Below are 23,992 nucleotides of genomic sequence, written 5' to 3'. Positions count from 1 at the left end.
GTTTCCTCTCTCATCCTTCATTGAGCGGCGGCAGCGCCGGACCTCTCGTTCGGCGTACACGCTTCCATGGTTTCAACCGGTGCAACTTCACGCGCACGCCGCTTTCAGCAGGGCGCGCGCTTTCATAATGCGATTCGACCGCCTGCGCGAGCTGTTTCAGTTCAGGCTCCGCGAGTTCACGGAGCCGCGCGGGATGCGTGAAGCGCGGGCTCGCATCCATCCATCGATACAGCGCCGGAATCACGCGCCGCATCGCGCCGGCTTCGACGGCCTGCCGCAACGCGCGCCATGCGGCGAACTCGCCTTCCGCACGCTGCTTGCGTTGCGCGATCCACCAGCGCGAGAAGCGTCCGAGCCATGCGCGAACGCGCGGATAGCACCACACGGCCACGAAGATGCAAACGAGCACCACGCACGCAACGACGAGGTCGCGCGCGTTCAGGAAGATCACCGTGTGGCGCGCGGCGCCGGCGAGCGCATCGGCGGGAATGGCCCATAGCGGCTTCTCGTGCGCCGCGCGCGCCGTGAAGCTTACCGCAGGCAGATGAATCGCTTCGCGACGATGCGTCGCCGTGTTCCACCATTCGATGTCGATCGGCGGCAACGTGTAACGTCCGCGCCTGTTCACGACATACGTGACGGTATCGGTCCGCTCGCCCGCGACGAGCCCGGTCCGATCCTCGGAGATATTGCGTGTTTGCGGCGGCTTCTCATAGCGGCGCAAGCCTTCGACATCGCCGAACTGAATTGGCGCGATCAGCATCGACTCGGTCGCGTCGGCGCGTTGCGTGACGATGCGCGTGATCGTGCCGCCCACTTCGAGCGTGCCGCCATCGGGTTCGATGCGTTGCTTCGCGGTGAGACCGGGCGCGGGAAAGAATGTCGTCATGCCTTCGGCGCCTGGCGGCAGCGTCGCGGTGATATTCAGCGGCGGCGTCTCTAACGTGACGGGCGCGTCCATGCCGCCCGGATGCAAGGTGATGCCGATCGCGGGCACAGCGAACGCGCCCGCCGTGCGCGGCACGATGCGATACGCGCGGCTCACGCCGAACCAGCGCACGCCGTCGATCGTCTCGTTGAAGTTCTGCGCATCTTCATCCGGCAGCGTGACGAACGCATCGTGGACGTCGAACATCGGCCAGTCGGGCGCGGCGGTGAACCAGGTCGTCGTGAGCGCATCGACGACGAGCCTGACCGCGCTGCCCGCGACCACCGGACCGGACGGTTCGAGATGCGCGCGCAGCATCGTGCGTGGCGCTTCGTCGGCGGCGGCGCATGTGCATACGAGCCACAGGCATAGCGTCGAGACGAAGCGGCGCATCATGGTTCGCCTCCGGCTTCCTGCGCGAAGCGCCGATGCAGAAACGCCGCCGGCGACGTATTCAGATTGCGCATCCACGTCTCTTCCGATGGCCGCTGTCCCTGAACGAGCACTTGCTTGCCTTCCTTGCCCTTCTTCTTTTGCTCGTCGATCTGGTCGGGCTTCACGGTCGTCGATTCGTCGCCTTCGTCCTTCTCGTCCTCGATGAGTTTCTGCACGAGTTCGCGGTTCGCGCGCGCCTCGGCGAAACCGGCGCGGCGCGCGAGCGCGTTATCGTAGGCCTTGAGCGCGCCCTGATAATCCTTCAGATGCGCGAGCGTATTGCCGATATAAAAGTACCCCTCCGCCGTATTCATGCGCGAGAACGTTTCGAGCGCATCGGCGTAATCGCCTGCGAGGTATTGCGCGCGGCCCTTCCACATCGGATCGTCGAAGCGAAGCGCCGCGCGCGCGTAGTCGCCATGTTCAAAGCTCCAGCGGCCTTGCTGATCGTGCGTCGCGAAGAGATCCAACCAGTCGAACGACGCCGCACGCGCATCGTTTGTCGCGCCGATAGTGGCAAGCGAAACCAGTACGAGAGGCAGCCACTTGACCGTCCAGCCGCGCCTGAACCCATACAGCGCGATGACGAGGATCGGCAGGATCAGCCAGTAACCCGACTCCTTCCAGCGCGGCACGATCTTCGATTCCTGCGCCGCTTCCAGATAGACTTGCGCGCGACGCTGAACCCATTCGATATCGTCGTCATCCGGGCGCACACTCGCGAGCGGAATGGATGCGGCCTGCGTGATCTTGCGGATCGCCGCCGCATCGAACGTGCCGGTGATCGGATGGCCCGCGTCATCCATTGCCAGTTCGCCGTTCGATTTGCGTATCGGACCGCCATGCTCCGTGCCCACCGCGAGCCATAGCAACTGATGCTTCGATGCCTTCGCGAGACGCAGAAATTCATCGCTGCGGCCTTCGTCGAAACCGTCGCTGATGAAGACGATCGTACCCGCTGCTTGATCTTTCGCGAGCACATGCTCCGCGATCGCGAGTCCCGCCGCCGCGTTCCTGCCGTCGCGCGGCATGAGTTCGGGTGCGAGTGCGGGCACGTAGAGTTCGAGCATGGCCGGGTCTTCCGTCGGCGGCACGACGAGATGCGCGCTCGATGCGAACACCACCAGCCCCGTGCGCGCGCCCTTTCTCGCGGCGGCAAGATCGAGCACTTTTTGCTTCGCGCGCTCGATACGCGTCGGTGCGATATCGGCCGCATCCATCGAACGCGCGAGTTCCAGCACGACGACGAGCGGCGCCTTGTCCTGATCGAACGGCGGACGTTCCTGCTCCCACGTCGGTCCCGCAACAGCGATCGCACCGAGCGCGATCAACGCGGAAAGCGCATGAACCGGCTGCACGCGAACCCGCCGCTTCTCGCCGACGATCAGATGCTCCAGCAAATGCGGCGCGATGATATTGCGCCAGCGCGCGCGCATGTCGTTGCGCCGCAGCCAGACAAAAGGAAGCAGCACGGCGGGAATCAGCAGCAGAAGCCACAGCGGCCGCAGAAAATGAAACGCCGTGAGATCGATGGCCATCTCAGGCCTCCGCCTCTTCCATCGGCAGCGCACGGCGCGGGGCGCGCAGCAGCGCGATGAGATACGCGAGCACGTGATACAGCGTGAGTATCGACACGGCCAGCGCAAGCGGCACCCAATAGAACTCGCGCTGCGGGCGATACACCTCGCGCTTGATCTTCTCGGGCGTCAGCTTGTCGATCGCGGTATAGACCGCGGCCAGATCCTGCTCGCGGCCGAGCGCACGAAACGCACTGCCGCCCGTCGTCTTCGCGATGCGCGCGAGCGCGTCGAGATCGACCTTGTCCTCGCCCTGCGTATCCGTATCGCCGATGCCGATCGTATGCACGACGATACCGTGCCGCTTCGCGATGCGCGCCGCCTGTTCGGGCGGAATCGCGCTCGCGGTGTCGTTGCCGTCGGTGAGCAGCACGAGCACTTTCTCCTGCGCGGGCGTGTTCTCCATCAGCTTCACGGACAGCCCGATCGCATCGCCGATCGCCGTGCGCGGCCCCGCCATGCCGATGTGCATCGCGTCGAGCAGGATCAGCACGCTGTCGTGATCGAGCGTGAGCGGCGCCTGCGGATACGCGGCATCGCCGAACACGACGAGCCCGATGCGATCGCCCTTGCGCTTCGCGATGAAATCCGCGACCACGCGCTTCACCGCGCTCAGGCGATCCATGCGCGCGCCGCTGGCGGTGTCGATGAAATCGCGTTCACTCATCGACTGCGACAAGTCGATCGCAAGCAGCAGATCGCGCGCGGGCATGTCACGCGTCACGGGCGCTTCGACGAACACGGGCCGCGCCGCCGCGATCAACAGCAGCGCCCAGAGCAGCGGCATCAGCACGCGTTGCAGGCCGTTGCGGCGCAGGCGCACGCCGCCCGGCGCGGGCTTTTCTCCGGCGGCTTCGGCCATTTCCTGAAAAAACGGCACGCGCACCGCGGACGCCGTCGTGCGGTACGCGGGCACGAGCCACCACACCAGCACCGGTAGCGGCAGAAGCACGAACATCCACGGAAACTCAAACTTCCACATGATGATGGCCGATCCAGTCGCGCGCGGCCTCGACGAGACCTCGCGCCTGTTGCAGCGTGATGACGGCGAGTTGCTCGCGCGGCGCATAGCTTGCCGTGTAGAGCAGCGCGCCGTTCTGGTCGTCGAACGAGGCGTGCGTTGTCTTCAGATACGCGAGCCATGCGCTGCCGCTCAACGCGGCGACGTGCTCGCGCGGCGCGGCCGCGAGCGCCGTGCGCTTGATGAGCGGCGCGATCTCGGCGAGCGCCGATGCGCGCGTGGCCGCGTCGTCCAGCTTCGCTTCGATGCGCGCGAGTTCAATCAACGCCTCGCGTCTATAACGCGACTTCTCGTGACGCCGCCACGCGAGCCATATGACGACCAGCGCCAACGCAATCAACATCAACGCGACGAACACCCAGCCGATGGTCTGCGGCGCATACGAAACCGGCGCGGGCAAGGGCAACTCACGCAAGGATTGCAGCGTGTCGTTCATAGCCTGCTTCATAGTCCGCCTGCCAGCGACCGACGCGGCCGTTCGCCGAACAGTCTGCGCACCTGATCCACGACAGGCTCGGCCGTCGATATCGCCATCAACGGGACGCCGCTTGCGCGCAGCAAGTCGGCGATCCCGGCGGCGCGTCCCTTGAAGAGACTCGAGAGCGGCTCACGCACGCGTTCCTTCTCGATGCGCAATTCCACCTGCAAGCGCCCCTCGCTCACGACGAGCGCGCGATGCTCCGGCATGCGCTGCCACATCGGATCGAAGACGAGCGCGGCGATCACGTCGTTGTGCGCCGCGAGTTGCCGCAACAACTGACGCGTGCGTTCGTCGGCGCCCGCGAAGTCGCTCACGATGCACACGAGAAAATCATGCCCCGCGATCTGCAGCACGCCTTCGAGCGCGGCGTTCAGTTGCGCGTAGTTCGTGCGCGCGGGACTGTCGGCGGCGAGCGCGCGGTTCATGCGGGCCATCGCGCCGAACAGCATGTCGATGCGCGTGCGGCTGCGCAAGGGCCGCACGCGCACGACTTTATCGTCGCCGAACACGACGCCGCCGACGCGATCGCCCGCCGCGAAACCCATCCATACGGCGAGCGCGGCGGCTTCGGCCGCGACGACCGATTTGAACGCGCGGCTCGATCCGAAGAACATGCTCATGCGCTGATCGACCATCACGAGCAAGGGACGATCGCGCTCCTCCGTGTACACGCGCACGTGCGGCTTGCCGGTGCGCAGGCTCACGCGCCAGTCGAGATGACGGATATCGTCGCCGGGCAGATAGCCGCGCAGTTCCTCGAAGTTGAGGCCGCGCCCGCGCATGCGCGATGCGTGACGGCCCGACAGAATGCTCGACACCGGCGCGGGCGCAACAAAGCTCAGGCCGCGCGCACGGAATTCGAGCCGCGCGAGATGCGCGGCATCGACATACACGCTTCCGATCGAATCCCCTGCGCTTGCCGTCATCGAAACGTTCCTTTGCGATCAAGCCGGCACGGCCACCTTTTCCACGAGTCGGTCGATCACCTTGTCCGCACTGATGTCGTCCGCGCTGGCGTCGTAGGACAGCAGCAGGCGATGACGCAGCACCGGATGAATCACCGCGCGCACATCATCGGGCGTGACGAACGCGCGCTCGTCGAGCCACGCGTGCACGCGGCTCGCGCGATCCAGCCCGATCGCGCCGCGCGGGCTCGCGCCCACTTCGATCCATCTGGCGAGATCGGCATCCATGGCCGCGCCATGGCGCGTCGCATTCACGAGCGACACGATGTATTCGTCGATGGCGGCAGCCACACTCACGCGCCGCGCCGCCTCGCGCGCCGCGAAGATGTCCTGCTGCGAGAGCGTGTCGAAGTGCGTCTGTTCGCCTTCGGTCTCGCGCCGCAAGAGACGCAGCATCTCGCACTCGCTTTGCGGCGACGGATAGGTGATCAGTACCTTCAACAGAAAGCGGTCCATCTGCGCTTCGGGCAATGGATACGTCCCTTCCTGTTCGATGGGATTCTGCGTCGCCATCACGAGAAAGAGATCGGGCATCGCATGCGTCTTGCCCGCGACCGAAATCTGCCGCTCTTCCATTGCTTCGAGCAAGGCCGATTGCACTTTGGCGGGCGCACGATTGATTTCATCGGCGAGTATCAGATTGCCGAAGATCGGTCCGGGCTGAAACGTGAGCGTGCGCTCGGTGCCGGATTGCAGCAGCGTTTCGCCGCCGGTGATATCGGACGGCAGCAGATCGGGCGTGAACTGGATGCGCTTCATGGTCGCGGCGAGGCGCGCGGCGATGGCCTTCACGGTGCGCGTCTTCGCGAGCCCCGGCAGGCTTTCGAGCAGTACGTGGCCATCGGCGAGCAGTGCGATCAGAATCTGCCGCACGACGGCTTCCTGCCCCACGACCGCCTGCCCGATGCTCGCTTCGAAACGCCGGATGGTATCGCGCATGACTGGCTTTTCCCCATGGTGCATCCATCTCGTTGGCGGCGCGCAAGGCTGCCTGCGCGCGTGAGGCACAAGTTACTGGAGCCGCGCGCTTTCGTCAAAGCATCGCATTGCTTCGTTTTCTGCAATTTCACGCGCACCGCAATGCAGTTTTTCTCGCGAAAAAAAGATTGAATTCGCCCATGCCTTCGTATATTGGTGAGACCGAATCGCGTCCGGGCAATCGTCGCAGCGCAAGCGGAGCAACGCATATGGCGGAGCTATCCACGAAGAGCAAGCAGGGCAGCGTCCCGCGCGGAGCGCGTGCGCGTCGCATCGCGCTCTCGACCGTGCTGCTGCTCCTGTGCCCCGCGCTCGTCGGCTATGCCATGAGCTGGGCGATGACGGAACACGCAAAGCCGCAAGTCCGCATCGTGCTGGGCGACGGCGTGCAGGGGCCGAAAGGCATGGCGTGGGTGCCAGGCGGCGAATTCCTGATGGGCAGCGACAGCAAGCTCGCGCAGGCGAATGAGCGTCCCGCGCACAAGGCGCGCATTCGCGGCTTCTGGATGGATGAGCATCACGTGACGAATGCGGAGTTCCGCAAATTCGTCGATGCGACGGGTTACGTCACCACGGCCGAGAAGAAGCCCGACTGGGAGACGCTGAAGGTGCAACTGCCGCCCGGCACGCCGCGCCCGCCCGACAGCGCGCTCGTCCCTGGCGCGATGGTGTTCGTCGGCACGCCGCAACAGGTGCCCTTGCAGGACTTCTCGCGCTGGTGGCGCTTCGTGCCCGGCGCGGACTGGCGGCATCCGACCGGGCCGGCGAGCAACATCGACGGCAAGGACGATCATCCCGTCGTGCAGGTGTCGTATGAGGATGCCGAGGCCTATGCGAAGTGGGCCGGCAAGCGTCTGCCCACCGAAGCCGAATGGGAGTTCGCCGCGCGTGGCGGTTTCGATCAGGCCACCTATGCGTGGGGCAACCAGTTCACGCCCGACGGCAAGCAGATGGCGAACGTGTGGCAAGGCCAGCAGCCGCAGCCCTTCCCCGTGGTCAACGCGAAGGCCGGCGGCGCGGCGGGCACGAGTCCGGTCGGCAGCTTTCCGGCCAACGGCTACGGCCTGTCCGACATGACCGGCAACGCATGGCAATGGACCGCCGACTGGTATCGCGCGGATCAGTTTCGTCGCGAGGCGTCGGTGGGCGGCGTCGTCGACGAACCCAAAGGCCCGTCCGATTCGTGGGACCCCGCCGATCCCGGCGTGCCGGTGCAGGCGCCCAAGCGCGTCACGCGCGGCGGCTCGTTTCTGTGCAACGAAGCCTATTGCCTGAGCTACCGCCCGAGCGCGCGACGCGGCACGGACCCTTATAACAGCATGTCGCATCTCGGATTCCGGCTCGTGATGGACAAGGACGTGTGGGATCGCACTCATGGCCACGCACCGATCGATACGGCAGCGCGCTGAGCGCCTTCTCGCGTTCGCGACGTCGCTGCTCGCCGCGTGCGTCATCGCGGGATGCGCGAGTCCCGGCGACACCGCGGGCGTTGCGAGCGCGCAAGGCGCGCAGACCCGTCCCGCCGCGCTCGCGGTGCTGCCGTCTTGGCGCGAAGGTCCGGCGCGCGAAGCCATCATCAAGTTCGTCGACGAAGTCACGCGCGAAGGCTCGCCCACCTACGTGCCGCCCGCCGAGCGCATCGCGGTGTTCGACAACGATGGCACGTTATGGAGCGAGCAGCCGCTCTATTTCCAGTTCGTGTTCCTGCTCGATGAAGTGAAGGCCGCCGCGCCGAAGCATCCCGAATGGCGCAACAATCCGGCGTATCAAGCGCTCGCCGCGCACGATCAGGCGGCGCTCGCGACACAGCAGAAGGAATTGATCAAGCTCGTCGCGGTTGCGAACAGCGGCATGACCGTCGACGAATACGATCACGCGATCCGCGCATGGCTCGCAACGGCGAAGCATCCGAAGCTTCAGCGGCCCTACACCGAGCTGGTCTATCAACCGCAACTGGAGCTGCTTGCCTACCTGCGCACGAACGGCTTCAAGACCTTCATCGTGTCGGGCGGAACGATCGAATTCATGCGCGTGTTCGCGGAGCGCGTCTATGGCATTCCGCCGGAACAGGTGATCGGTTCCAGCCAGGTCGTGAAGTTCGAAACGCGCGACGGCAAGCCCGTGCTCGTGCGCGAGCCGAAGCTCGATTTCGTCGATGACGGTCCGGGCAAACCCGTCGGCATCTATCGCAACATCGGGCGTCGGCCGCTACTCGCGTTCGGCAACTCGGACGGCGACCTGGAGATGCTGCAGTACACGGCGGCGCAGGCGGGACCGCATCTCGCGCTCATCGTGCATCACGACGACGCGGCGCGCGAGTTCGCCTACGACCGGCAATCGAAGATCGGCAAGCTCGATCGCGCGTGGGACGAAGCGCGCGCGAAAGGCTGGATCGTGGTGAGCATGAAGGATGACTGGAACGTGATCTATCCGCCGGGCGCGGGGCAGTAACGGTACCTCTGGAGCGATAATGACAAAGCCGAATCTTCGACGCATGCGCTATATCACGGGGGCACTCGCCGCAATCGCGGCGATCTGCGTGCTGATCGTCCCGCCGATCGTCTCGAGCGCGCAGACGCAGAACAACCCGAAGCCCGCGGCGCCTGCGAAGCAGGCCGCGCCGGCCGCACAGAACAATCAGAACAACCAGAGTTCGAAGAAGCCGAACATCCTGGTGATCTTCGGCGACGACATCGGGCAGACCAACATCAGCGCGTACAGCAAAGGCGTGGTGGGTTACGAGACGCCGAACATCGACCGCATTGCCAACGAAGGCATGCTGTTCACCGATTACTACGCGGAAAACAGCTGCACGGCGGGCCGCTCGACCTTCATCACCGGCGAGGTGACGCTGCGCACGGGGCTTTCGAAGGTTGGCATTCCGGGCGCGAAAGTCGGTTTGCAGGCGCAGAACATCACGATTGCCGAAGCGCTCAAGCCGCTCGGTTACGCGACCGGCCAGTTCGGCAAGAACCACCTCGGCGATCGCGACGAATATCTTCCCACCAAACACGGCTTCGACGAATTCTTCGGCAACCTGTATCACCTGAACGCCGAGGAAGAGCCGGAGCGCCCTTACTATCCGAAGGATGACAAGGCCTGGGTGAAAGCCAATGCGCCGCGCGGCGTGATCCATTCGTTCGCGGACGGCAAGATTCAGGACACGGGCCCGCTCAACACCAAACGCATGGAAACGATCGACGATGAAACCACGCAGGCCGCGATCGACTTCATGCAGAAGCAGGCGAAGGCCGACAAGCCGTTCTTCGTGTGGATGAACACCACGCGCATGCACCTCTTCACGCACGTGCGGCCTTCGATGCAGGGACAAAGCGGCATGCCGGGCAACGAGTACGCGGATGGCATGATCGAGCACGACGGCGATGTCGGCAAACTGCTCAAGGCCCTCGACGATCTCAAGCTGACGGACAACACGATCGTCGTCTACACGACCGACAACGGGCCGAACCAGTTCTCGTGGCCCGACGCCGCGACCACGCCGTTCAGAAGCGAGAAGGACACCAACTGGGAGGGAGCGTTCCGCGTGCCCGCGATGATCCGCTGGCCGGGCCATATCAAGCCCAATTCCGTTTCGCGGCAGATGATGTCCGGCCTCGACTGGTTCCCGACCCTGCTCGCGGCCGCCGGCGACAACAACATCTCCGATCGGCTGCTCAAAGGCGCGGCGATCGGCGGCAAGACCTTCAAGGTGCATCTCGACGGCTACAACTTCCTGCCCTATCTGACAGGACAGTCGAAGGACGCGCCACGTCACGAGTTCTACTATTTCAACGATGACGGCATGCTGGTCGCGATGCGCTTCAACGACTGGAAGTTCGTGTTCTGCGAACAGCGCGAACCGGGCGGCTTCATGGTCTGGGCGAACCCGTTCACCTGCCTGCGCGTGCCGAAGATGTTCAATCTGCGCATGGATCCGTACGAGCGTGCCGATATCGTCTCCGATCAGTACTACGACTGGAGCACCAAGAACGTCTATATGTCGCAATATGCGGTGAGCAAGGTGGCGCCGTTCCTCGCGACCTTCAAGCAATATCCGCCGAGCCAGCGTCCATCGAGCTTCAGCATCGACCAGATGACCGAAGCGCTGACCAAGAGTATCGAGACCACCGGCAAGTAAGCCGCGCAATCGTTCGATGAAAACGCCCGCTGCATCGCAAGACGCAGCGGGTTTTCTCGCAACAGGGAGCCGATTTCCACGATGAGCCATCTCAGCGCCGACCATCCGAAATCGACCCGTCGCAGAGCGGCGCGCAAGACGCATCGCGCGCACGCGCAAGACACGCCGGTCGCGCGAAGTAGCGCCGTGCCTGCGTTGCTGCTGTTCGCCTCGGGCATGGCCGCGCTCATCTATCAGGTGTTGTGGGTGAAGCAGCTCACGCTCGTCGTGGGCATCGAGGTGCAGGCGGTCACGATCGCGATCAGCGCATTCTTCGCGGGACTCGCGATCGGCGGATGGTGCTTCGGCAGGCTTGCCGATCGCATCGCGCAACCCTTCCTGCTGTACGCGGCGCTGGAGATCGCGGCGCTGGTGCTCGGCATCGGCGCGACGCAGGCGCTCGCGCACGGCGCCGCATCGTTCGCGATGCTGCAGGCCAGCGCCGGGCCGCTTGCGTGGGCGCTGCCGTTTGCGCTCGTCGGCCTGCCCGCCATCGCGATGGGCGGCACGGTGCCCGTGCTCACGCGCGCGCTCGCGACATCGCGGCAGGACATCGGCGGTGCGGGCGGGCGGCTCTACGCCGCCAACACTGCCGGCGCGATCACCGGCGCGCTGCTGCCCGCCTTCGTGCTGATTCCGTGGCTCGGCGTGCAAGGCAGCGCGCTCGCCGCCGCCGTGTTGAACGCCGTCGCGGCGTTGGGCGCGGTGGCGGTCTCGCGTCATGCGCGGCCGGCTTTCGCAGCCGACATCGCCACCGCCGCGCCGCGTGCGCCAGGCTCGTCCGATGCCGCGCAGGCGCGCATCGCGGTTGCGCTGTATGCGGTCGCGGGCGGCATCGCGCTCGGTTATGAAGTCGTGTGGTCGCAAGCGATCGCGCAATTCATCAGCACGCGCAGCTTCGCGTTTTCCATCGTGCTCGCGACGTATCTCGTCGGGCTCGCGCTCGGCAGCGCCATCGCCGCGCGTGTCGTGAACCGCGTGCGCGATCCGTGGAGCGCGTTCGGCGTTCTGATCGGCGCGGCGGGTCTCGCGGCGCTCGCAGGCGTCGCGGGCGCGGGCGGCTGGCTCGCGGCCGCGCAACATCATGCGGCGGAACTCGCGCTCGCCGCGACCGGCAATCTGCTCACGTCGATGTGCGCGAGCTTCGCGGTCGCCGCCTGCGCCATCGTGCTCGTGCCGACGCTGCTGCTCGGCGCCGCCTTCCCCTTCGCGCTGCGCATGGCCGCGAACGGCGACGCGGAGCAGGCAAAGTCCGGCATCGGCGCGGATGTGGGGCGCGTGCTCGCGCTGAACACGGCAGGCGGCATCGCGGGCGTGCTGTTCGCGGGCTTCGCGCTCGTGCCGTCGCTCGGGCTGATTCGCTCGCTCGGCGTGCTCGCGGTGGCGGCGGGTCTGATCGGTCTGTCGGCGGCGTTGAGCGGCGGCGGCGCGCGGCGCGTGGGTCTCGTCGCGTGCGTGGCGATTGCGGCGTTGTCCGTGATCGTCGCGGTCGTCACGCCGGCCGACCGGCTCGGCGCGTTGCTCGCGCAGGCGCGCGGCGGCGCGCTCGCGTACTACGAGGAAGGCGCGGGCGGCACGGTCGCCGTGCTCGAACAGGGCAACGGCGAGAGCAACGGCGCGCAGCGCTTTCGCCGGCTCTACATTCAGGGCGTCTCGAACTCGGGCGATGCGATGACCTCGCGCCGCTACATGCGCCTTCAGGCGCTCGCGCCGTTGATGATTCATTCAGGCACGCCACGCTCGGCGCTCGTGATCGGCCTCGGCACGGGCATTACCGGCGGCGCGCTGCTCACGTGGCCGACGCTCGATAAACGCGTGATCGCGGAACTGTTGCCCGCGGTCGTGCGCGCGTCGTCGCGCTTCGACGGAAATTATGGCGTGAGCGCCGATCCGCGCATCGATCTGCGTGTCGCCGATGGCCGTCGCGAGCTGCTATCGCGCACCGAGCGCTACGATCTCGTCACACTGGAGCCGCCGCCGCCATCGGCCGCTGGCGTCGTCAATCTGTATTCGACGGACTTCTACCGGCTCGCGGCCGCGCGTCTGAACGAAGGCGGCATCGTCGCCCAATGGCTGCCGCTTTCGACGCAAAACGAGGATCAGACGCGCTCGCTGATCCAGAGCTTCCTGCGCGTGTTTCCGCACGCGGCGCTCTGGACGACGGAGTTTCACGAAATGATGCTGGTCGGTTCGATGCAGCCGATGCCGCTCGACGTGCCACGTATCCGTGCGCGCTTCGCGCAACCGGAGGTCGCGCGCGCGTTGCGCGAAGTCGGCATCGCTTCGCCGGAAGCGTTCGCCGCGACGTGGGTGGCGGATCGCTCCGCGCTCGCCTACTACGCGGAAGACGCGCCGCCCGTCACCGACGACGACCCGCGCATCGAATACGCGCCGTGGGTGCGTCGCGGCGATTTTGCGGCGACGCTCGCGCACATGCTCGCGCTGCAAAGCGAGCCGCCATTGACCCACGCGGACCCCGCGTTCGCCGACACGCTCGCCGCCGAACGCCGCACGCTGCACGCGTTCTATCGCGCGGGGCTGGATGCGTATCGCGGCGATCGCGATGCATGGACGCGGGACATCGGCGCGGTGCTGCGGGCCGATCGCGCGAATCCTTACTACCGCTGGGTGATGGGCGGCACCAGAAGCGCCAACTGAAATCAGAACACGAGCGTAGCCGTCGCCATGAAGGTCTTCGTGCTCTTGAGACGGTTGGTGCTCGTGACCGAAGGCACCCAGCGCAGGCTCGCGGACAGCGGCGCCTTGCCGCCGAGCTTGGTGTCGTACGTGACGATCGGGCCGACCGTGAAATCGTGCCCGACGAAGCCGTCGAGCCGATCCGCGGTCGGGCCGGTGTCGTGGCCCAATTGCTGCACCGTGCCCATCACGATGCCCATGCCGAAGCCGTTCGCGAACTTCTTCAGGCCCATCACATCGAGCGTGAACAGCGGCGCGTTCTGATAGTTCGTCGCGGTGTTCTTCGTGTAGAACTGCAAGCCCATCACCGCATCGAATTCGAGGCCGTATTTAGGCACGAGCTTCGTGTAGGCGATCTGCGGCACGAAGGTCCAGTTGTTGAGACTCGGATTCGCCAGCGCGCCCGCTTCATAGTTGCCGGTCGGCGCCCAGATGTTGAAGGACAGCGCGATGTGATCGGTCTCCGAGAAATGGTAGCCGGCCTCGATCGGCGTGAAGAGCATGTCGTAGAGATTCGACGCGCGATCGCTCGTCGTGCGGTTGAGCTGGCCGACGGCGAAGGTGCCCGACACCTTCTCCCACACGTAAGGCAGCGTGATGCCCGACGCGAACGCCCAGCCGCCGTAACTGCCCCACACCTTCAGCAGGCTCGCGAGCGTGAGCGACAGTTCTCCTTCCAGACCGAGCGAGCGCTGGCCCGCGATCGGCACTTGCCGGTTGCTGCTGATCGAGCCATCGAGGTAGACCGTCTGCAAGTTCGCGATCCACACCGGATCGCTCGGCACGATGCCCACGCCGGACAGCACGCTCGTTCCCGCTACGGGCCGCCCGAGCGCGCCTTCCGTCGCCGACGCGCTGCCCGCACCGAACAGCGCCGCCGCTGCCACGACCAGCGTTCGCAGGCGTCCATGCCGCCTGCGCTGTCGTGGGCTCAACTGACGTCTCATACTTCACCTCCCCCGAGCTTGCCTCCAGCAATAAGGGAATTCAGCGCCTCTGTAAAGACGCACGCGGCACGCCGCAGGCCGGTCGATGATGGACGTCGTCACTTGTTTGTTGCATGCGTTATGCAGAATGCCGTCGCATAGCGTCATTCGGAGGGAAATCCGAGCGCCATCGCCTTGGTGCGCAAATCTGCAAAACGACCGCCCGGCGTCGGCGTCTGCGATGCGCCCTCCGCTGCTTTCGCCGTCCGCGAATTGTCGACAGTGCCGATTCCCGATCCGGTCGCGGGCGTGTTGGAGCATGCGAGGCCGAACGGTCCTTGCGCCACCGTGAGCGCTGGCGCATCGGTGCGCGGCGCGTCGCTCAGGTCGAGCGCGTAGGCCATGTTGAACGTCGTCGGATCGCTCGCGCGCACGCCCAGCGGATCGAGCCCGAAGCGCCACGCGATCAGTTGATGAATCGAGCTCGGATCGAACGGATAGCGCGCCACGTTGTTCGCGCGCACGCGCGGCCCGAGCAGCACGCAGGGCACGCGAAAGCCGAGGCGGCCATCGTTGCCGAGCTGCTGTTCCGCCGCCGACAGCGACTTGACCGGCGGCGCGACGTGCTCGAAGAAGCCGCCCCACTCGTCGTAGACGATGATCATGAGCGTCGTGCTCCAGTTCGGGCTGGTGCGCAGCGCTTCGTAGATTTGGCCGAGCAGCGCCTGACCATTGCGCACGTCGGCATGCGGATGGTCGTCATTGGAGGTGCCGTTCGCCTCGCCGCCAAAACTCGGATCGACCATGCAGAACGACGGCAGATTGCCTGCCGCCGCATCGGACAGGAACTCGGCGAAAAGTTTCGAGCGCCCGACATAGCGCGTGCCATAGAGCGCCGTAAACGGAACGTCGTGGAAGTAGTACTTTGACGACACGTTCTTCGCGTCGAGACGATCCCAGATCGTCGATAACGACGATGTGTCGAGCGTGTCTTTCAGGCGGTCCGTCTCGCCACTATGCAGATAGACGCGGTTCGGAAACGTATCGGAGAGAATGCCGCTCATGTAGTAATCGCAGACGGTGTATTGCGTCACCGCCTGGCGATAGAAATCGAGGTCGCTGCCCGTGAAGTAACCGATCGGCAGCAGATCGCCGCGCGTCTTGTTGGTGTCGGGCGTGAGCAGAAAGCCGTTCATCGCGCCGTTCGCGAGATGCGTGCGGCCGGCGTCGTATTCGTGTTCGGGGTCCGCGAACTGGCAACTCTGAAAGCCGAAGGCCGGATTGGCGGACAGCGCGAATGTCGTTTGCGTTGCACCGAATGCGTCGGTGAACTGCCTGCCCGCCTGCACCCCTTCCACGCCGGGCACCCAGCCGAGCATGTGATCGAAGGAGCGGTTCTCCATCGTGACGAGCACGATGTGATCGATGCCCGAGGTCGCCGGCGCGGGTAACGCAGGACGCGGCAAATTCGCGCGATCGGGGGGAATGTCGCCGATGGTGCTCGTCGGCGTGACAGTGCCGGAGTCGTCGTCGCTGCCACCGCCGCCGCACGCAGACAGCATGGCCGAGCTGGCGAGCGCGGCAAGCAGGCGGCGGCGTACCGCGTCGGGTCCGTGTGGGGGTTTCTGAGCCATTCCGGCGCACCATGTGAGTGAGGGTGCCGGGGTTTAGCACATGTCGTTCCCGGCACCCTCACTCACGAGGTGCGCCGCTATGGCTTTCCGACGACGGAGTGGCTCGCGCCGTCCGCGACGGGCGCGTCGAGCGAATACGCGTCGACGCCGTCGATGCAGCCGAGGTTCACGCGCCACATGTCCGGATTCGATCGCGTCTGATGGAATGTGTAAATTCCACAGCGTTTGCAGAAGAAATGCTTCGCGACCTGCGTGTTGAACTCGTACAACGCGAGTTCATGCTCACCTGAAAGAATGCGCAGCCGGTCCCTGGTGAACGGCGGCGACATCACCGCGCCGCGCCGCCTGCACAGGCTGCAATTGCAGCGCACGGCAGGCTCGGGCGGCGTATCGGCTTCGAAGGTGACCGCGCCGCAATGGCATGCGCCTTTCAGGATTGTCGGGTTCATCGTCGGTGTGTGTCTTTTGGTGTCGGGTTCAGGCTGCGTCCTCCACATACTGCGCGAGTCCGCGTCCGAACGACCAGTCTTCGCGGCGATTCGGCGCGAGCACGATCAGCACGTCTTCAGGCCGCAGGCCGGGCGATGCCGCGAGCTTCGCGGCCAGCGTTTTGTAGAACGCCTTCTTGGTTGCAAGGTCACGCCAGTCGCTCGCGGTGATGTGGATGAACACGAGATCGTCGCTTCGTTCCACGCCCAGATAGCCCGGATCGTAAATGAAATCTTCGCGGTCGTGCTGCTGGATCAACTGGAAGCGATCGTCGGCGGGGACCTTGAAGGCTTCGACGAGTGCCTCGTGGACGCTGTTTGAAATCGCCTGGATGTGGTCGCGTGGCTTGCCTTCTACTAGCGAGATTCTGACGAGTGGCATTTTGATGCTCCTTCGAAGCGGGATCGATGCATCCCACTCTACGCCGCGCTATCGATCTCGAAAATTGAATAGTTCAGCATCAACCGTTCGACGAAATCGAATCATCGCGCCCGCAACGCCTCGACGATATTCATTCTGGAAGCCCGCAACGCCGGCAGGAACCCGCCGATCAATCCCATCACGAGCGAGAACCCAAGCGTCTGCGCCACCACCGAAGGCGTCAGAATGAACCGGAACGACAGATCCGCAAACGTCTGAAAATTGGTCGTCGAAAACGAAGCGAACTGCATGAGCGCGGCGCAACACAGCCCCGCCACCCCGCCGACGAGCCCGAGCAACAACGCCTCGAGCAGGAACGCGCCGAGCACGTCGAAGCGCTTGAAGCCGAGCGCCCGCAACGTCCCGATTTCAGCAACGCGATTCGCCACCGACGCGTACATCGTGATCATCGCGCCGATCATCGCCGCAATCGAGAAGATGCTCGACAACGTAATGCCGAGAATATTGATGAAGGTGGACAGCGCTTTCGACTGATCGCCGTAGAAGACCTGCTCGCGCTTGGCTTCGTCGGCGAGACGAGGGTCCACGTCGATATCGGCTTTGAAGCGCTCGAACGCGTCGCTGCGCGCGAGCCGCACGACCATCGACGAATAGCTCGTGCGACGGAACGACTGCATCAATTGATCGACGTCGCCCCATATTTCCGAATCGAAGCCGCTGCCGCCCGCATCGAAATGACCAACCACCGTCCAGTCGCGCTGCGCGAACCGCAGATGATCGCCGATGCGCGTGCCGCCGAAACCCTTCGCGATGCTGCTGCCCACGATGATTTCCGACGATCCGCGCCTGAACATGCGCCCCGCCGTGAGCTTCACCTGCGGACGCAGTTCGACGCCCATCGGCGAGACACCGCGAATCACCACGTTTGCGGGCGTGTTCGTGCCGAGCTTGGTGAGCGAGATCAGCACCACGGTTTCCTTCGATGCGAGCGGTGCGCCGTCGCCGTTCATCGCGACCGAAGGATGCATCTCCATCACGTTCGCCTGATTGCGGTCGATCGCGCTCTGAATCTCCGTTTCCGCGCCCTTGCGGATCACGACCACGTTGTCGCGTTCGCCCGTGGAAACGAGCGTCTTCTTGAGGCCCGCATCGAGCATCAGCACGGTCGCGAACACGAACACGACGAGCGCGAGGCCGCCTGCGGTCAGCATCGTCGTGAGACGGCGCGCCCAGAGATTGCGTGCGACGTAGGAAACGGGGATGGCCATTGCGCGTCCTCAGCCGATCGCCCGCAGGCCTTCGACGATACGCACGCGGCTCGCCTGCACCGCCGGGACGATCGCCGCCGCCATCGCGACGACGAAGGCGCACGCAGCCTGCAGGAGCATGGTCTCGTGCGACACCATGAAGACCGGGAACACGCCGCCCGTTGCGTGCTTGAATACTTCGGCCATCGGCGGCGTGGCCAGAATGCCGATGCCGCCGCCGATCGCGCAGATCGCCATCGATTCGCCGAATACGAGCATCGAGAGGAAACCCGGACCGAAGCCGAGCGCTTTGAGCGTCGCGTATTCGGTGGTGCGCTCGCGTGCGCTCATGGCCATCGCGTTGGCCATCACGGCCATGATGATCAGGATCACTACATAGGACACGACGCGTATCGCCGCGATGATCTGATTCGACATCGCGACGAAGCCGAGTTGAAACGCCTGCTCCGTTTCGGTGAGCGTTTCGGCGAGCGAGTTCTTGAAGACGTTGTCGATGTTGCGCGACACGGCCGCGGCCTCGTCCGGATCCTTGATGCCGACCACGTACACGCCGACCTGATCGACGGTGCGTTTGGTCGTCTTGCGGATCGTCTCGTTCAGATAGTCGTAGTGAAAGATGAGTTGCCGCGTGATGGTCGATTCGTCGCGCCCTTCCATGATGCCGCGCACGACGAAGTCCCACGTTCCCGGATAGATCGTGCCCTTGAGCGGAATGACGTCACCGACCTTGAAGCCGTATTGGTCCGCGAGCTGCCTGCCGATGAGCGCGCCCTTGCGATCGCGCCGGTAGTCCGCGCGCGCCTGCTCGGAGACGATGAACTCGGGATACAGATCGAGATAGTTGTCCGACACGGCGAACTGCGCGAAGAAGTTCTTCGGATCGCGATAGATGCCGCCGAACCAGTTCGAGCGCGCGACGAGCGTCACGCCGTCGACGCCGCGGATGCGATTCTCGTACGCGAGCGGCAGCGGAAACACGAGCGAGATCGCGTTGCGCGTGACGAGCCGCGCGTTCGATGCCGCCGATGCGCCCGCGTACCACGCATCCACGACCGTATGCAGCAGGCCATAGGCGAGCACAGCGATGGTGAGGCCGAGCACCGTCAGCGTGGTGCGCAGCTTGTGACGCAGCGCGTTGCGCAGGATCAGCTTGAGCACGAACATGGCGGCTTACGGCCTGGTGCCATCGATCAACTCTCCCTTCTCCAGATGCACCAGCGCCTTCGCCGCACCGGCCGCGTGCGCATCGTGCGTCACCATGATGATGGTCTTGCCGAGCTTGTCGTTCAGACGTTGCAGCATCGCGAGAACATCGGCGGCGGAGTTGCGGTCGAGATCGCCGGTCGGTTCGTCGGCGACGATCAGCGTCGGATCGGTGATCAGCGCCCGCGCGATCGCGACGCGCTGCTGCTGCCCGCCCGACAGCTCCGACGGATAATGGCTCATGCGGTCGGCCATGTTGACCATGTCGAGCACCATCGCGACGCGCTCGCGCCGTTCGTGGCGTGAAAGGCGCGTGAGCATCAGCGGCAATTCGACGTTCTCGAACGCGGACAGCACCGGCATCAGGTTATAGAACTGGAAGATGAAGCCGACGTTCGCCGCGCGCCAGTCCGCGAGCGCGGCTTCGGGCAGGCGCGTGATATCGAGGCCGCCTACACGCAACTCGCCGCTGTCGGGCCGGTCGATGCCCGCGATCAGATTGAGCAACGTGCTCTTGCCGGAACCGGACGGGCCCATCAGCGCGACGAAATTCCCTCGCGCGATGGACAGCGTGATGTCGGTCAGCACCGGCACCGTCTGCGCGCCACGTCGATACGACTTCGCAACGTGGCTGATCTCCACCAGAGTCGGCGCGCTCACGCTATTTCTTCGCCAAGGTGACCTTGGCGCCGTCCTTGATCTTGTCGCCGGGCGACAGCACGAGTACGTCGCCGGGTTTCACGCCCTGCACGGCCAGAAGATCGCCGATGCGCTCGCCCGTCGTCACCGGCACTTGGCGCGCGGTGTCGTGCTCGATCACGTAGACCACCTTCTTGCCATCACGCGTCACGACGGCGGTGGGCTGCACCGCGACGACCGCCTGCTTCTCCTCGGGCGGCACGGGCTTCGAGAGGAACGCGACCTTCGCGGACATCTCGGGCAGCACGCGCGCGTCGCGCTCGACGAAGCGTATCTTCACGAGCACGGTGGCCTTGGAGCGATCGACCGTCGGCACGATGCGCGACACGCGGCCCGCGAAACGCACGTCGGGCAGCGCGTCGAGCTGGATTTCGCACGGCTGCTCGACGGCGATGCGCGAAATGTTCGATTCGGCGACATCGGCTTCGACTTCGAGCGTCTTCATATCCGCGATGGTGACGACCGCGCCCTTGCTGTCCGACGCCGACGAGAACGGCGTGATGTTGTCGCCGACGTTCGCGTGTTTTTCCAGCACGACGCCGTCGAAGGGCGCGCGGATCACCGTCTGATCGACGGCCACTTGCGCGGCCTGCGCATTGGCGAGCGCGGCGACTATCGCGGCCTGATCGCTGTTGATCGACGCCTGGGCCTTGTCGAAGCGGGCGAGCGCGGCGTCGTACTGCGTCGCGGGAATCGCGCCCTGCGGGGCGAGAATCTTGAAACGCCGCAGATCGACTTCGGCGTTTTTCATCTCGGCGCGCTGCAGTTCCAGGTTGGCCCGCGCGACCTTCACCTGCGCCTGCGCCTGCGCAAGCGACGCGGCGACGTCATTACTCTCCAGCCGCGCGATGATCTGGCCTTCCTTCACCACCGTGCCTTCGAGCACGCCGAGCCATTCGACGCGGCCCTGCCCCTTCGACGCGACCGCCGCCTTGCGCTGCGGCACGACATAACCGGTGGCGTTGAGCAGCGTATAACTCTGCGAAGGATAGACGGAAGTGACGGTGGCGGTCTCCACCGCTTGCGGGCCGGTGAGACGAAGCGCCACGGCAGCGAGCGCGAGCAGAATCGCGGCGATGATGACGTAACGAAGCCAGTTGCGCCCGCGTCGCGGCATGGCGGCGGACGGTCCCCGGTCGATTTTGAGTTTTTCTAGGTCGTGTTCAGCCAATTTGTGGACGTGCGCGGCGGGAGGCTTCGCGGATCGGGGTTGAGTGAATGGAAGGTCAGTATAGCGCCGCGATCCTTGCGCGCGACGATCTCCACCCGTCGCCCACTTGTGAAAATAAGTTAAAGATGCTTTGAGTTCGACGCCGGTTTCAACGCCGGAAGTTGGGTAAAGTGGCCTCACGCTGAAGAGCGCCCGACACATCGAAGACGGAGACGAGACATGAAGACGTATCGCATCGCTACCATTCCCGGCGACGGCATCGGCAAGGAAGTCGTGCCCGCGGGCCAGCAAGTCCTCGAAGCGCTGGCACGCAGCACGCAAAATTTTGCATTCGAATTCGAGAATTTCGACTGGGGTGCGGATTACTACCGCCAGCACGGCGTGATGATGCCCGACAATGGTCTGGACGCGATCCGCGATAAAGACGCGATCCTCTTCGGCTCCGCCGGCGATCCGGACGTGCCCGATCACATCACGCTGTGGGGCCTGCGCCTGAAGATCTGCCAGGGCCTCGACCAGTACGCCAACGTGCGCCCGACGCGCATCCTGCCGGGCATCGACGGGCCGCTCAAGCGCTGCGAACGCGAAGACCTGAACTGGGTGATCGTGCGCGAAAACTCGGAAGGCGAATATTCGGGCGTCGGCGGCCGGGTGCACCAGGGTCATCCGATCGAAGCCGCGACCGATGTGTCGATCCTCACGCGCGCCGGTGTCGAACGTATTATGCGTTTTGCATTCAAACTCGCGCAGTCGCGTCCCCGCAAGCTGCTGACCGTCATCACGAAGAGCAACGCCCAGCGTCACGCGATGGTCATGTGGGACGAGATCGCGCTGGAGATCTCGAAGGAATTTCCGGACGTGAAGTGGGACAAGGAACTCGTCGATGCCGCCACCGCGCGCATGGTCAATCGCCCGGCGACGCTCGACACCATCGTCGCGACCAACCTGCATGCGGACATCCTGAGCGATCTGGCAGCCGCGCTCGCGGGCAGCCTCGGCATCGCGCCGACGGGCAATATCGATCCGGAACGCCGCTATCCGTCGATGTTCGAACCGATTCACGGTTCGGCGTTCGACATCATGGGCAAGGGTCTCGCCAATCCGATCGGCACGTTCTGGTCGCTCGTGATGCTGCTCGAACACCTCGGTGAATTCGAGGCCGCGAAGCGCGTGATGGCCGCGGTGGAGGCGGTGACCGCTGATCCGTCGTTGCATACCGGCGATCTCGGCGGCAAGGCGACGACCGCGCAAGTGACGGCGGCGGTGTGCGCGTTCGTCGAGCGCGTGGAGGCCGCTGCGGCTTGATGGGATTGGGATTCCGGCCGCGGCGCGCGGCCGGAAGGATGGTCCGCGTCGGCTTGCACATTGCGGGCACCTCGTGTTGATGGTGGCGCGCTATTACTCTTTCGAATAGATGCCTTCATAACTCAGAAGGCCAATGGAAGACGTACCGTTGAATCCATCGATAAGGCCTTCGCTAATTCCCTTGATTCGGACCAGAGCTTTTGCAGAGTATGTAGCGAGCCGGACGAATGCCGGGTGAAAGGCAGCCGATGAAAGCACGGCAGGCGGGATGCCAACGAGCATATACGTGAATGATTTCGCGATGAGTACGCCTCCACCAAACTCGGCGATGAGCGCACCACCAGCAAAATCATCTGTTCCCAAATCGCCCCCATGAAACGAACGATTCATAAACACGCTGCCCTGCGCCCAAAAATCCGTTGTCGCCCCTGAAGGACTTGCGCCTTGACTACGTGGCAAGGGAACATCGGGCAGCCGTAGAGATTTAGGCAATCGCATTCCGAGCCCCATGCCAAGGCTTCCGAATCGAAATTTGTGGTGCGCGCCCGATGGATCATCAAAAACCAGTACGCCACCGGCAGTGACAAACGAGCCGATCGAAACTGCCAAACTTGCACCCGTGTTGTATTCCCATTTACTTTGTCTCGGATATGTCATATTGCGGCTTGAAGCGAAAGAGGGATACACCCAATAGGCCAGCAATCATAAAAGCAATGCCGATCACAGCGGGTAGAAAGTCGAACAGATTAGGCATTTGATTCACCACTGGGCCGATATGCGGATCGCTTCGTAAGTAGCGAACTTCGAGGCGATCGCCGACCTGCACCGGGTATTCACTACTGCCAGCAAAGGACACGCGCTCCCCCTTGTCAGTCATGAACTCAACTCGAGGATGAAATCTGCCAGCATTAAGTTCCATTACCTCACCGAGTGTCACGGTAGAACGCGCGTAGAAATTGAGGTTGTACCACTCCGACTCAACAGCAAATGAGAGAACCACGGAACCAATAAAAATAGAAAACCAATTGATGCGTCTTTTGGGTTTGCGTCGTGTCTCACGCATTTCGGGAGAGTCGATCATCAACTCAAGTCTATAACAGTGGTTATGGTCCCACCCTTGCCGCCGAGCGCATTCTGCTCGACAAATTCAATTTTCATGCGGACAAACCGAATCGATACCTCTTCTATCGTCCCTCCAATCCCTCCGATTGGCTGGCATTTGGTAATCATGGCACCCTGCATCGTATAAAGAAGATATTCGTGAGGCACTCCGCCCGCCTTACGGCATATGAGCTTTATTTCGGAAATGTATTGTCCCTTCCAGCAATAGGCAGCCAGGTTCGGACTGGCTCTATCGACCGCATGGGTGAATACCAGATCACTTACCGCGCCCCTTTGCCCTCTTCCGTCCGGGGTACATAGGGCGCCAGGCGATTGCTGGACTTTCCAGTGCCATGCATGCGCTTCGATGGCTCCGGGATGGAAGGCGTCAAGCGAATCGCCTTTGATGCCGGCGATCGTCACTAGGATATCGGACATTTCTTTCTCGTTCGTTGTTAGGGAGCGTCGGAGAATAGTCACTGCTTCGACGCTGCCCCTACCATACGAGATTTCCCAATTCATAATCACGCATACAAGATGCCGATCCACGCGCTTC

The 23,992-nt window shown here is 64.1% G+C and carries 22 protein-coding genes; 5 read left to right on the top strand and 17 right to left on the bottom strand.

Going from position 1 to position 23,992, the window contains the following annotated elements; genetic code table 11:
* Positions 1–10: 10 nt before the first annotated feature.
* Genes BTHE68_RS34620 through BTHE68_RS34595 form a run of 6 tightly spaced genes read right to left on the bottom strand, consistent with a single transcriptional unit; the run spans position 11 to position 6,346 of the window.
* A complete protein-coding gene (locus tag BTHE68_RS34620; protein ID WP_162070751.1) occupies positions 11–1,324 on the bottom strand; it encodes a BatD family protein in 1,314 nt (437 codons plus the stop codon).
* On the bottom strand, positions 1,321–2,901 hold the full coding sequence (locus tag BTHE68_RS34615) for a vWA domain-containing protein (protein ID WP_162070750.1): 1,581 nt from the start codon (positions 2,899–2,901) through the stop codon (positions 1,321–1,323). The genes BTHE68_RS34620 and BTHE68_RS34615 overlap by 4 nt, the downstream gene beginning before the upstream one ends.
* Before the next feature lies 1 nt (position 2,902).
* Positions 2,903–3,922, bottom strand: coding sequence for a vWA domain-containing protein (locus BTHE68_RS34610; protein ID WP_162070749.1), 1,020 nt, complete (start codon positions 3,920–3,922; stop codon positions 2,903–2,905).
* Positions 3,909–4,397 (bottom strand): DUF4381 domain-containing protein, encoded by a 489-nt coding sequence (locus BTHE68_RS34605; RefSeq protein WP_232078223.1) that lies wholly within the window; start codon positions 4,395–4,397, stop codon positions 3,909–3,911. The genes BTHE68_RS34610 and BTHE68_RS34605 overlap by 14 nt, the downstream gene beginning before the upstream one ends.
* An 8-nt stretch (positions 4,398–4,405) precedes the next feature.
* Positions 4,406–5,368, bottom strand: a complete 963-nt coding sequence (locus BTHE68_RS34600) for a DUF58 domain-containing protein (protein ID WP_162070747.1) — start codon at positions 5,366–5,368, stop codon at positions 4,406–4,408.
* A gap of 18 nt (positions 5,369–5,386) precedes the next feature.
* Positions 5,387–6,346, bottom strand: coding sequence for an AAA family ATPase (locus tag BTHE68_RS34595; protein WP_162070746.1), 960 nt, complete (start codon positions 6,344–6,346; stop codon positions 5,387–5,389).
* 365 nt (positions 6,347–6,711) lie between these two features.
* Between BTHE68_RS34595 and BTHE68_RS34590 the strand changes: the two genes are divergently transcribed.
* The 4 genes from BTHE68_RS34590 to BTHE68_RS34575 all read left to right on the top strand — a co-directional run bounded on the left by BTHE68_RS34590 (position 6,712) and on the right by BTHE68_RS34575 (position 13,220).
* Positions 6,712–7,794: a formylglycine-generating enzyme family protein gene (locus tag BTHE68_RS34590; RefSeq protein WP_232078360.1), complete on the top strand. Its 1,083-nt coding sequence runs from the start codon at positions 6,712–6,714 to the stop codon at positions 7,792–7,794.
* The gene (locus tag BTHE68_RS34585) at positions 7,760–8,836 is read left to right on the top strand and encodes an HAD family hydrolase (RefSeq protein WP_162070744.1); all 1,077 of its coding nucleotides are present in this window, start codon (positions 7,760–7,762) and stop codon (positions 8,834–8,836) included. Before BTHE68_RS34590 ends, BTHE68_RS34585 begins: the two co-directional genes overlap by 35 nt.
* Before the next feature lie 19 nt (positions 8,837–8,855).
* Entirely contained in the window at positions 8,856–10,523 is a 1,668-nt protein-coding gene (locus tag BTHE68_RS34580) for an arylsulfatase (protein WP_232078220.1), read from the top strand.
* Positions 10,524–10,604: 81 nt separating this feature from the next.
* On the top strand, positions 10,605–13,220 hold the full coding sequence (locus tag BTHE68_RS34575; protein ID WP_162070743.1) for a fused MFS/spermidine synthase: 2,616 nt from the start codon (positions 10,605–10,607) through the stop codon (positions 13,218–13,220).
* Between the two features lie 2 nt (positions 13,221–13,222).
* On the opposite strand, the gene BTHE68_RS34570 is transcribed toward BTHE68_RS34575, so the two are convergent.
* The 8 genes from BTHE68_RS34570 to BTHE68_RS34535 form a co-directional block, all read right to left on the bottom strand.
* Positions 13,223–14,206, bottom strand: coding sequence for a SphA family protein (locus BTHE68_RS34570; RefSeq protein WP_162070742.1), 984 nt, complete (start codon positions 14,204–14,206; stop codon positions 13,223–13,225).
* A gap of 143 nt (positions 14,207–14,349) precedes the next feature.
* A complete protein-coding gene (locus BTHE68_RS34565; RefSeq protein ID WP_162070741.1) occupies positions 14,350–15,819 on the bottom strand; it encodes an alkaline phosphatase family protein in 1,470 nt (489 codons plus the stop codon).
* Positions 15,820–15,896: 77 nt separating this feature from the next.
* Positions 15,897–16,268: a GFA family protein gene (locus BTHE68_RS34560; RefSeq protein WP_162070740.1), complete on the bottom strand. Its 372-nt coding sequence runs from the start codon at positions 16,266–16,268 to the stop codon at positions 15,897–15,899.
* Between the two features lie 28 nt (positions 16,269–16,296).
* Positions 16,297–16,689: a tautomerase family protein gene (locus BTHE68_RS34555; protein ID WP_162070739.1), complete on the bottom strand. Its 393-nt coding sequence runs from the start codon at positions 16,687–16,689 to the stop codon at positions 16,297–16,299.
* A 101-nt stretch (positions 16,690–16,790) separates the two neighbouring features.
* On the bottom strand, positions 16,791–17,957 hold the full coding sequence (locus BTHE68_RS34550) for an ABC transporter permease (protein WP_162070738.1): 1,167 nt from the start codon (positions 17,955–17,957) through the stop codon (positions 16,791–16,793).
* Between the two features lie 9 nt (positions 17,958–17,966).
* Positions 17,967–19,121: an ABC transporter permease gene (locus BTHE68_RS34545; RefSeq protein ID WP_162070737.1), complete on the bottom strand. Its 1,155-nt coding sequence runs from the start codon at positions 19,119–19,121 to the stop codon at positions 17,967–17,969.
* A gap of 6 nt (positions 19,122–19,127) precedes the next feature.
* On the bottom strand, positions 19,128–19,820 hold the full coding sequence (locus tag BTHE68_RS34540; RefSeq protein WP_162070736.1) for an ABC transporter ATP-binding protein: 693 nt from the start codon (positions 19,818–19,820) through the stop codon (positions 19,128–19,130).
* A gap of 1 nt (position 19,821) precedes the next feature.
* Positions 19,822–20,976 (bottom strand): efflux RND transporter periplasmic adaptor subunit, encoded by a 1,155-nt coding sequence (locus tag BTHE68_RS34535; protein ID WP_353622671.1) that lies wholly within the window; start codon positions 20,974–20,976, stop codon positions 19,822–19,824.
* 273 nt (positions 20,977–21,249) lie between these two features.
* Here BTHE68_RS34535 and BTHE68_RS34530 point away from each other — a divergent pair, with 273 nt between their 5' ends.
* The gene (locus tag BTHE68_RS34530; protein ID WP_162070734.1) at positions 21,250–22,335 is read left to right on the top strand and encodes a tartrate dehydrogenase; all 1,086 of its coding nucleotides are present in this window, start codon (positions 21,250–21,252) and stop codon (positions 22,333–22,335) included.
* 93 nt (positions 22,336–22,428) lie between these two features.
* Here BTHE68_RS34530 and BTHE68_RS34525 read toward each other — a convergent pair whose 3' ends face one another.
* The 3 genes from BTHE68_RS34525 to BTHE68_RS34515 are packed head-to-tail and all read right to left on the bottom strand — an operon-like array spanning position 22,429 to position 23,874.
* A complete protein-coding gene (locus BTHE68_RS34525) occupies positions 22,429–22,992 on the bottom strand; it encodes a hypothetical protein (RefSeq protein ID WP_162070733.1) in 564 nt (187 codons plus the stop codon).
* On the bottom strand, positions 22,970–23,416 hold the full coding sequence (locus tag BTHE68_RS34520) for a DUF3592 domain-containing protein (protein WP_162070732.1): 447 nt from the start codon (positions 23,414–23,416) through the stop codon (positions 22,970–22,972). Before BTHE68_RS34520 ends, BTHE68_RS34525 begins: the two co-directional genes overlap by 23 nt.
* Entirely contained in the window at positions 23,416–23,874 is a 459-nt protein-coding gene (locus tag BTHE68_RS34515) for an Hcp family type VI secretion system effector (protein ID WP_162070731.1), read from the bottom strand. Before BTHE68_RS34515 ends, BTHE68_RS34520 begins: the two co-directional genes overlap by 1 nt.
* Positions 23,875–23,992 lie beyond the last annotated feature (118 nt).

Source organism: Burkholderia sp. THE68 (genome assembly GCF_009938265.1).
Lineage (GTDB): Bacteria > Pseudomonadota > Gammaproteobacteria > Burkholderiales > Burkholderiaceae > Caballeronia.
Note: the sequence above shows the minus strand (reverse complement) of the source record. Positions and strands in the feature narration are given on the sequence as shown.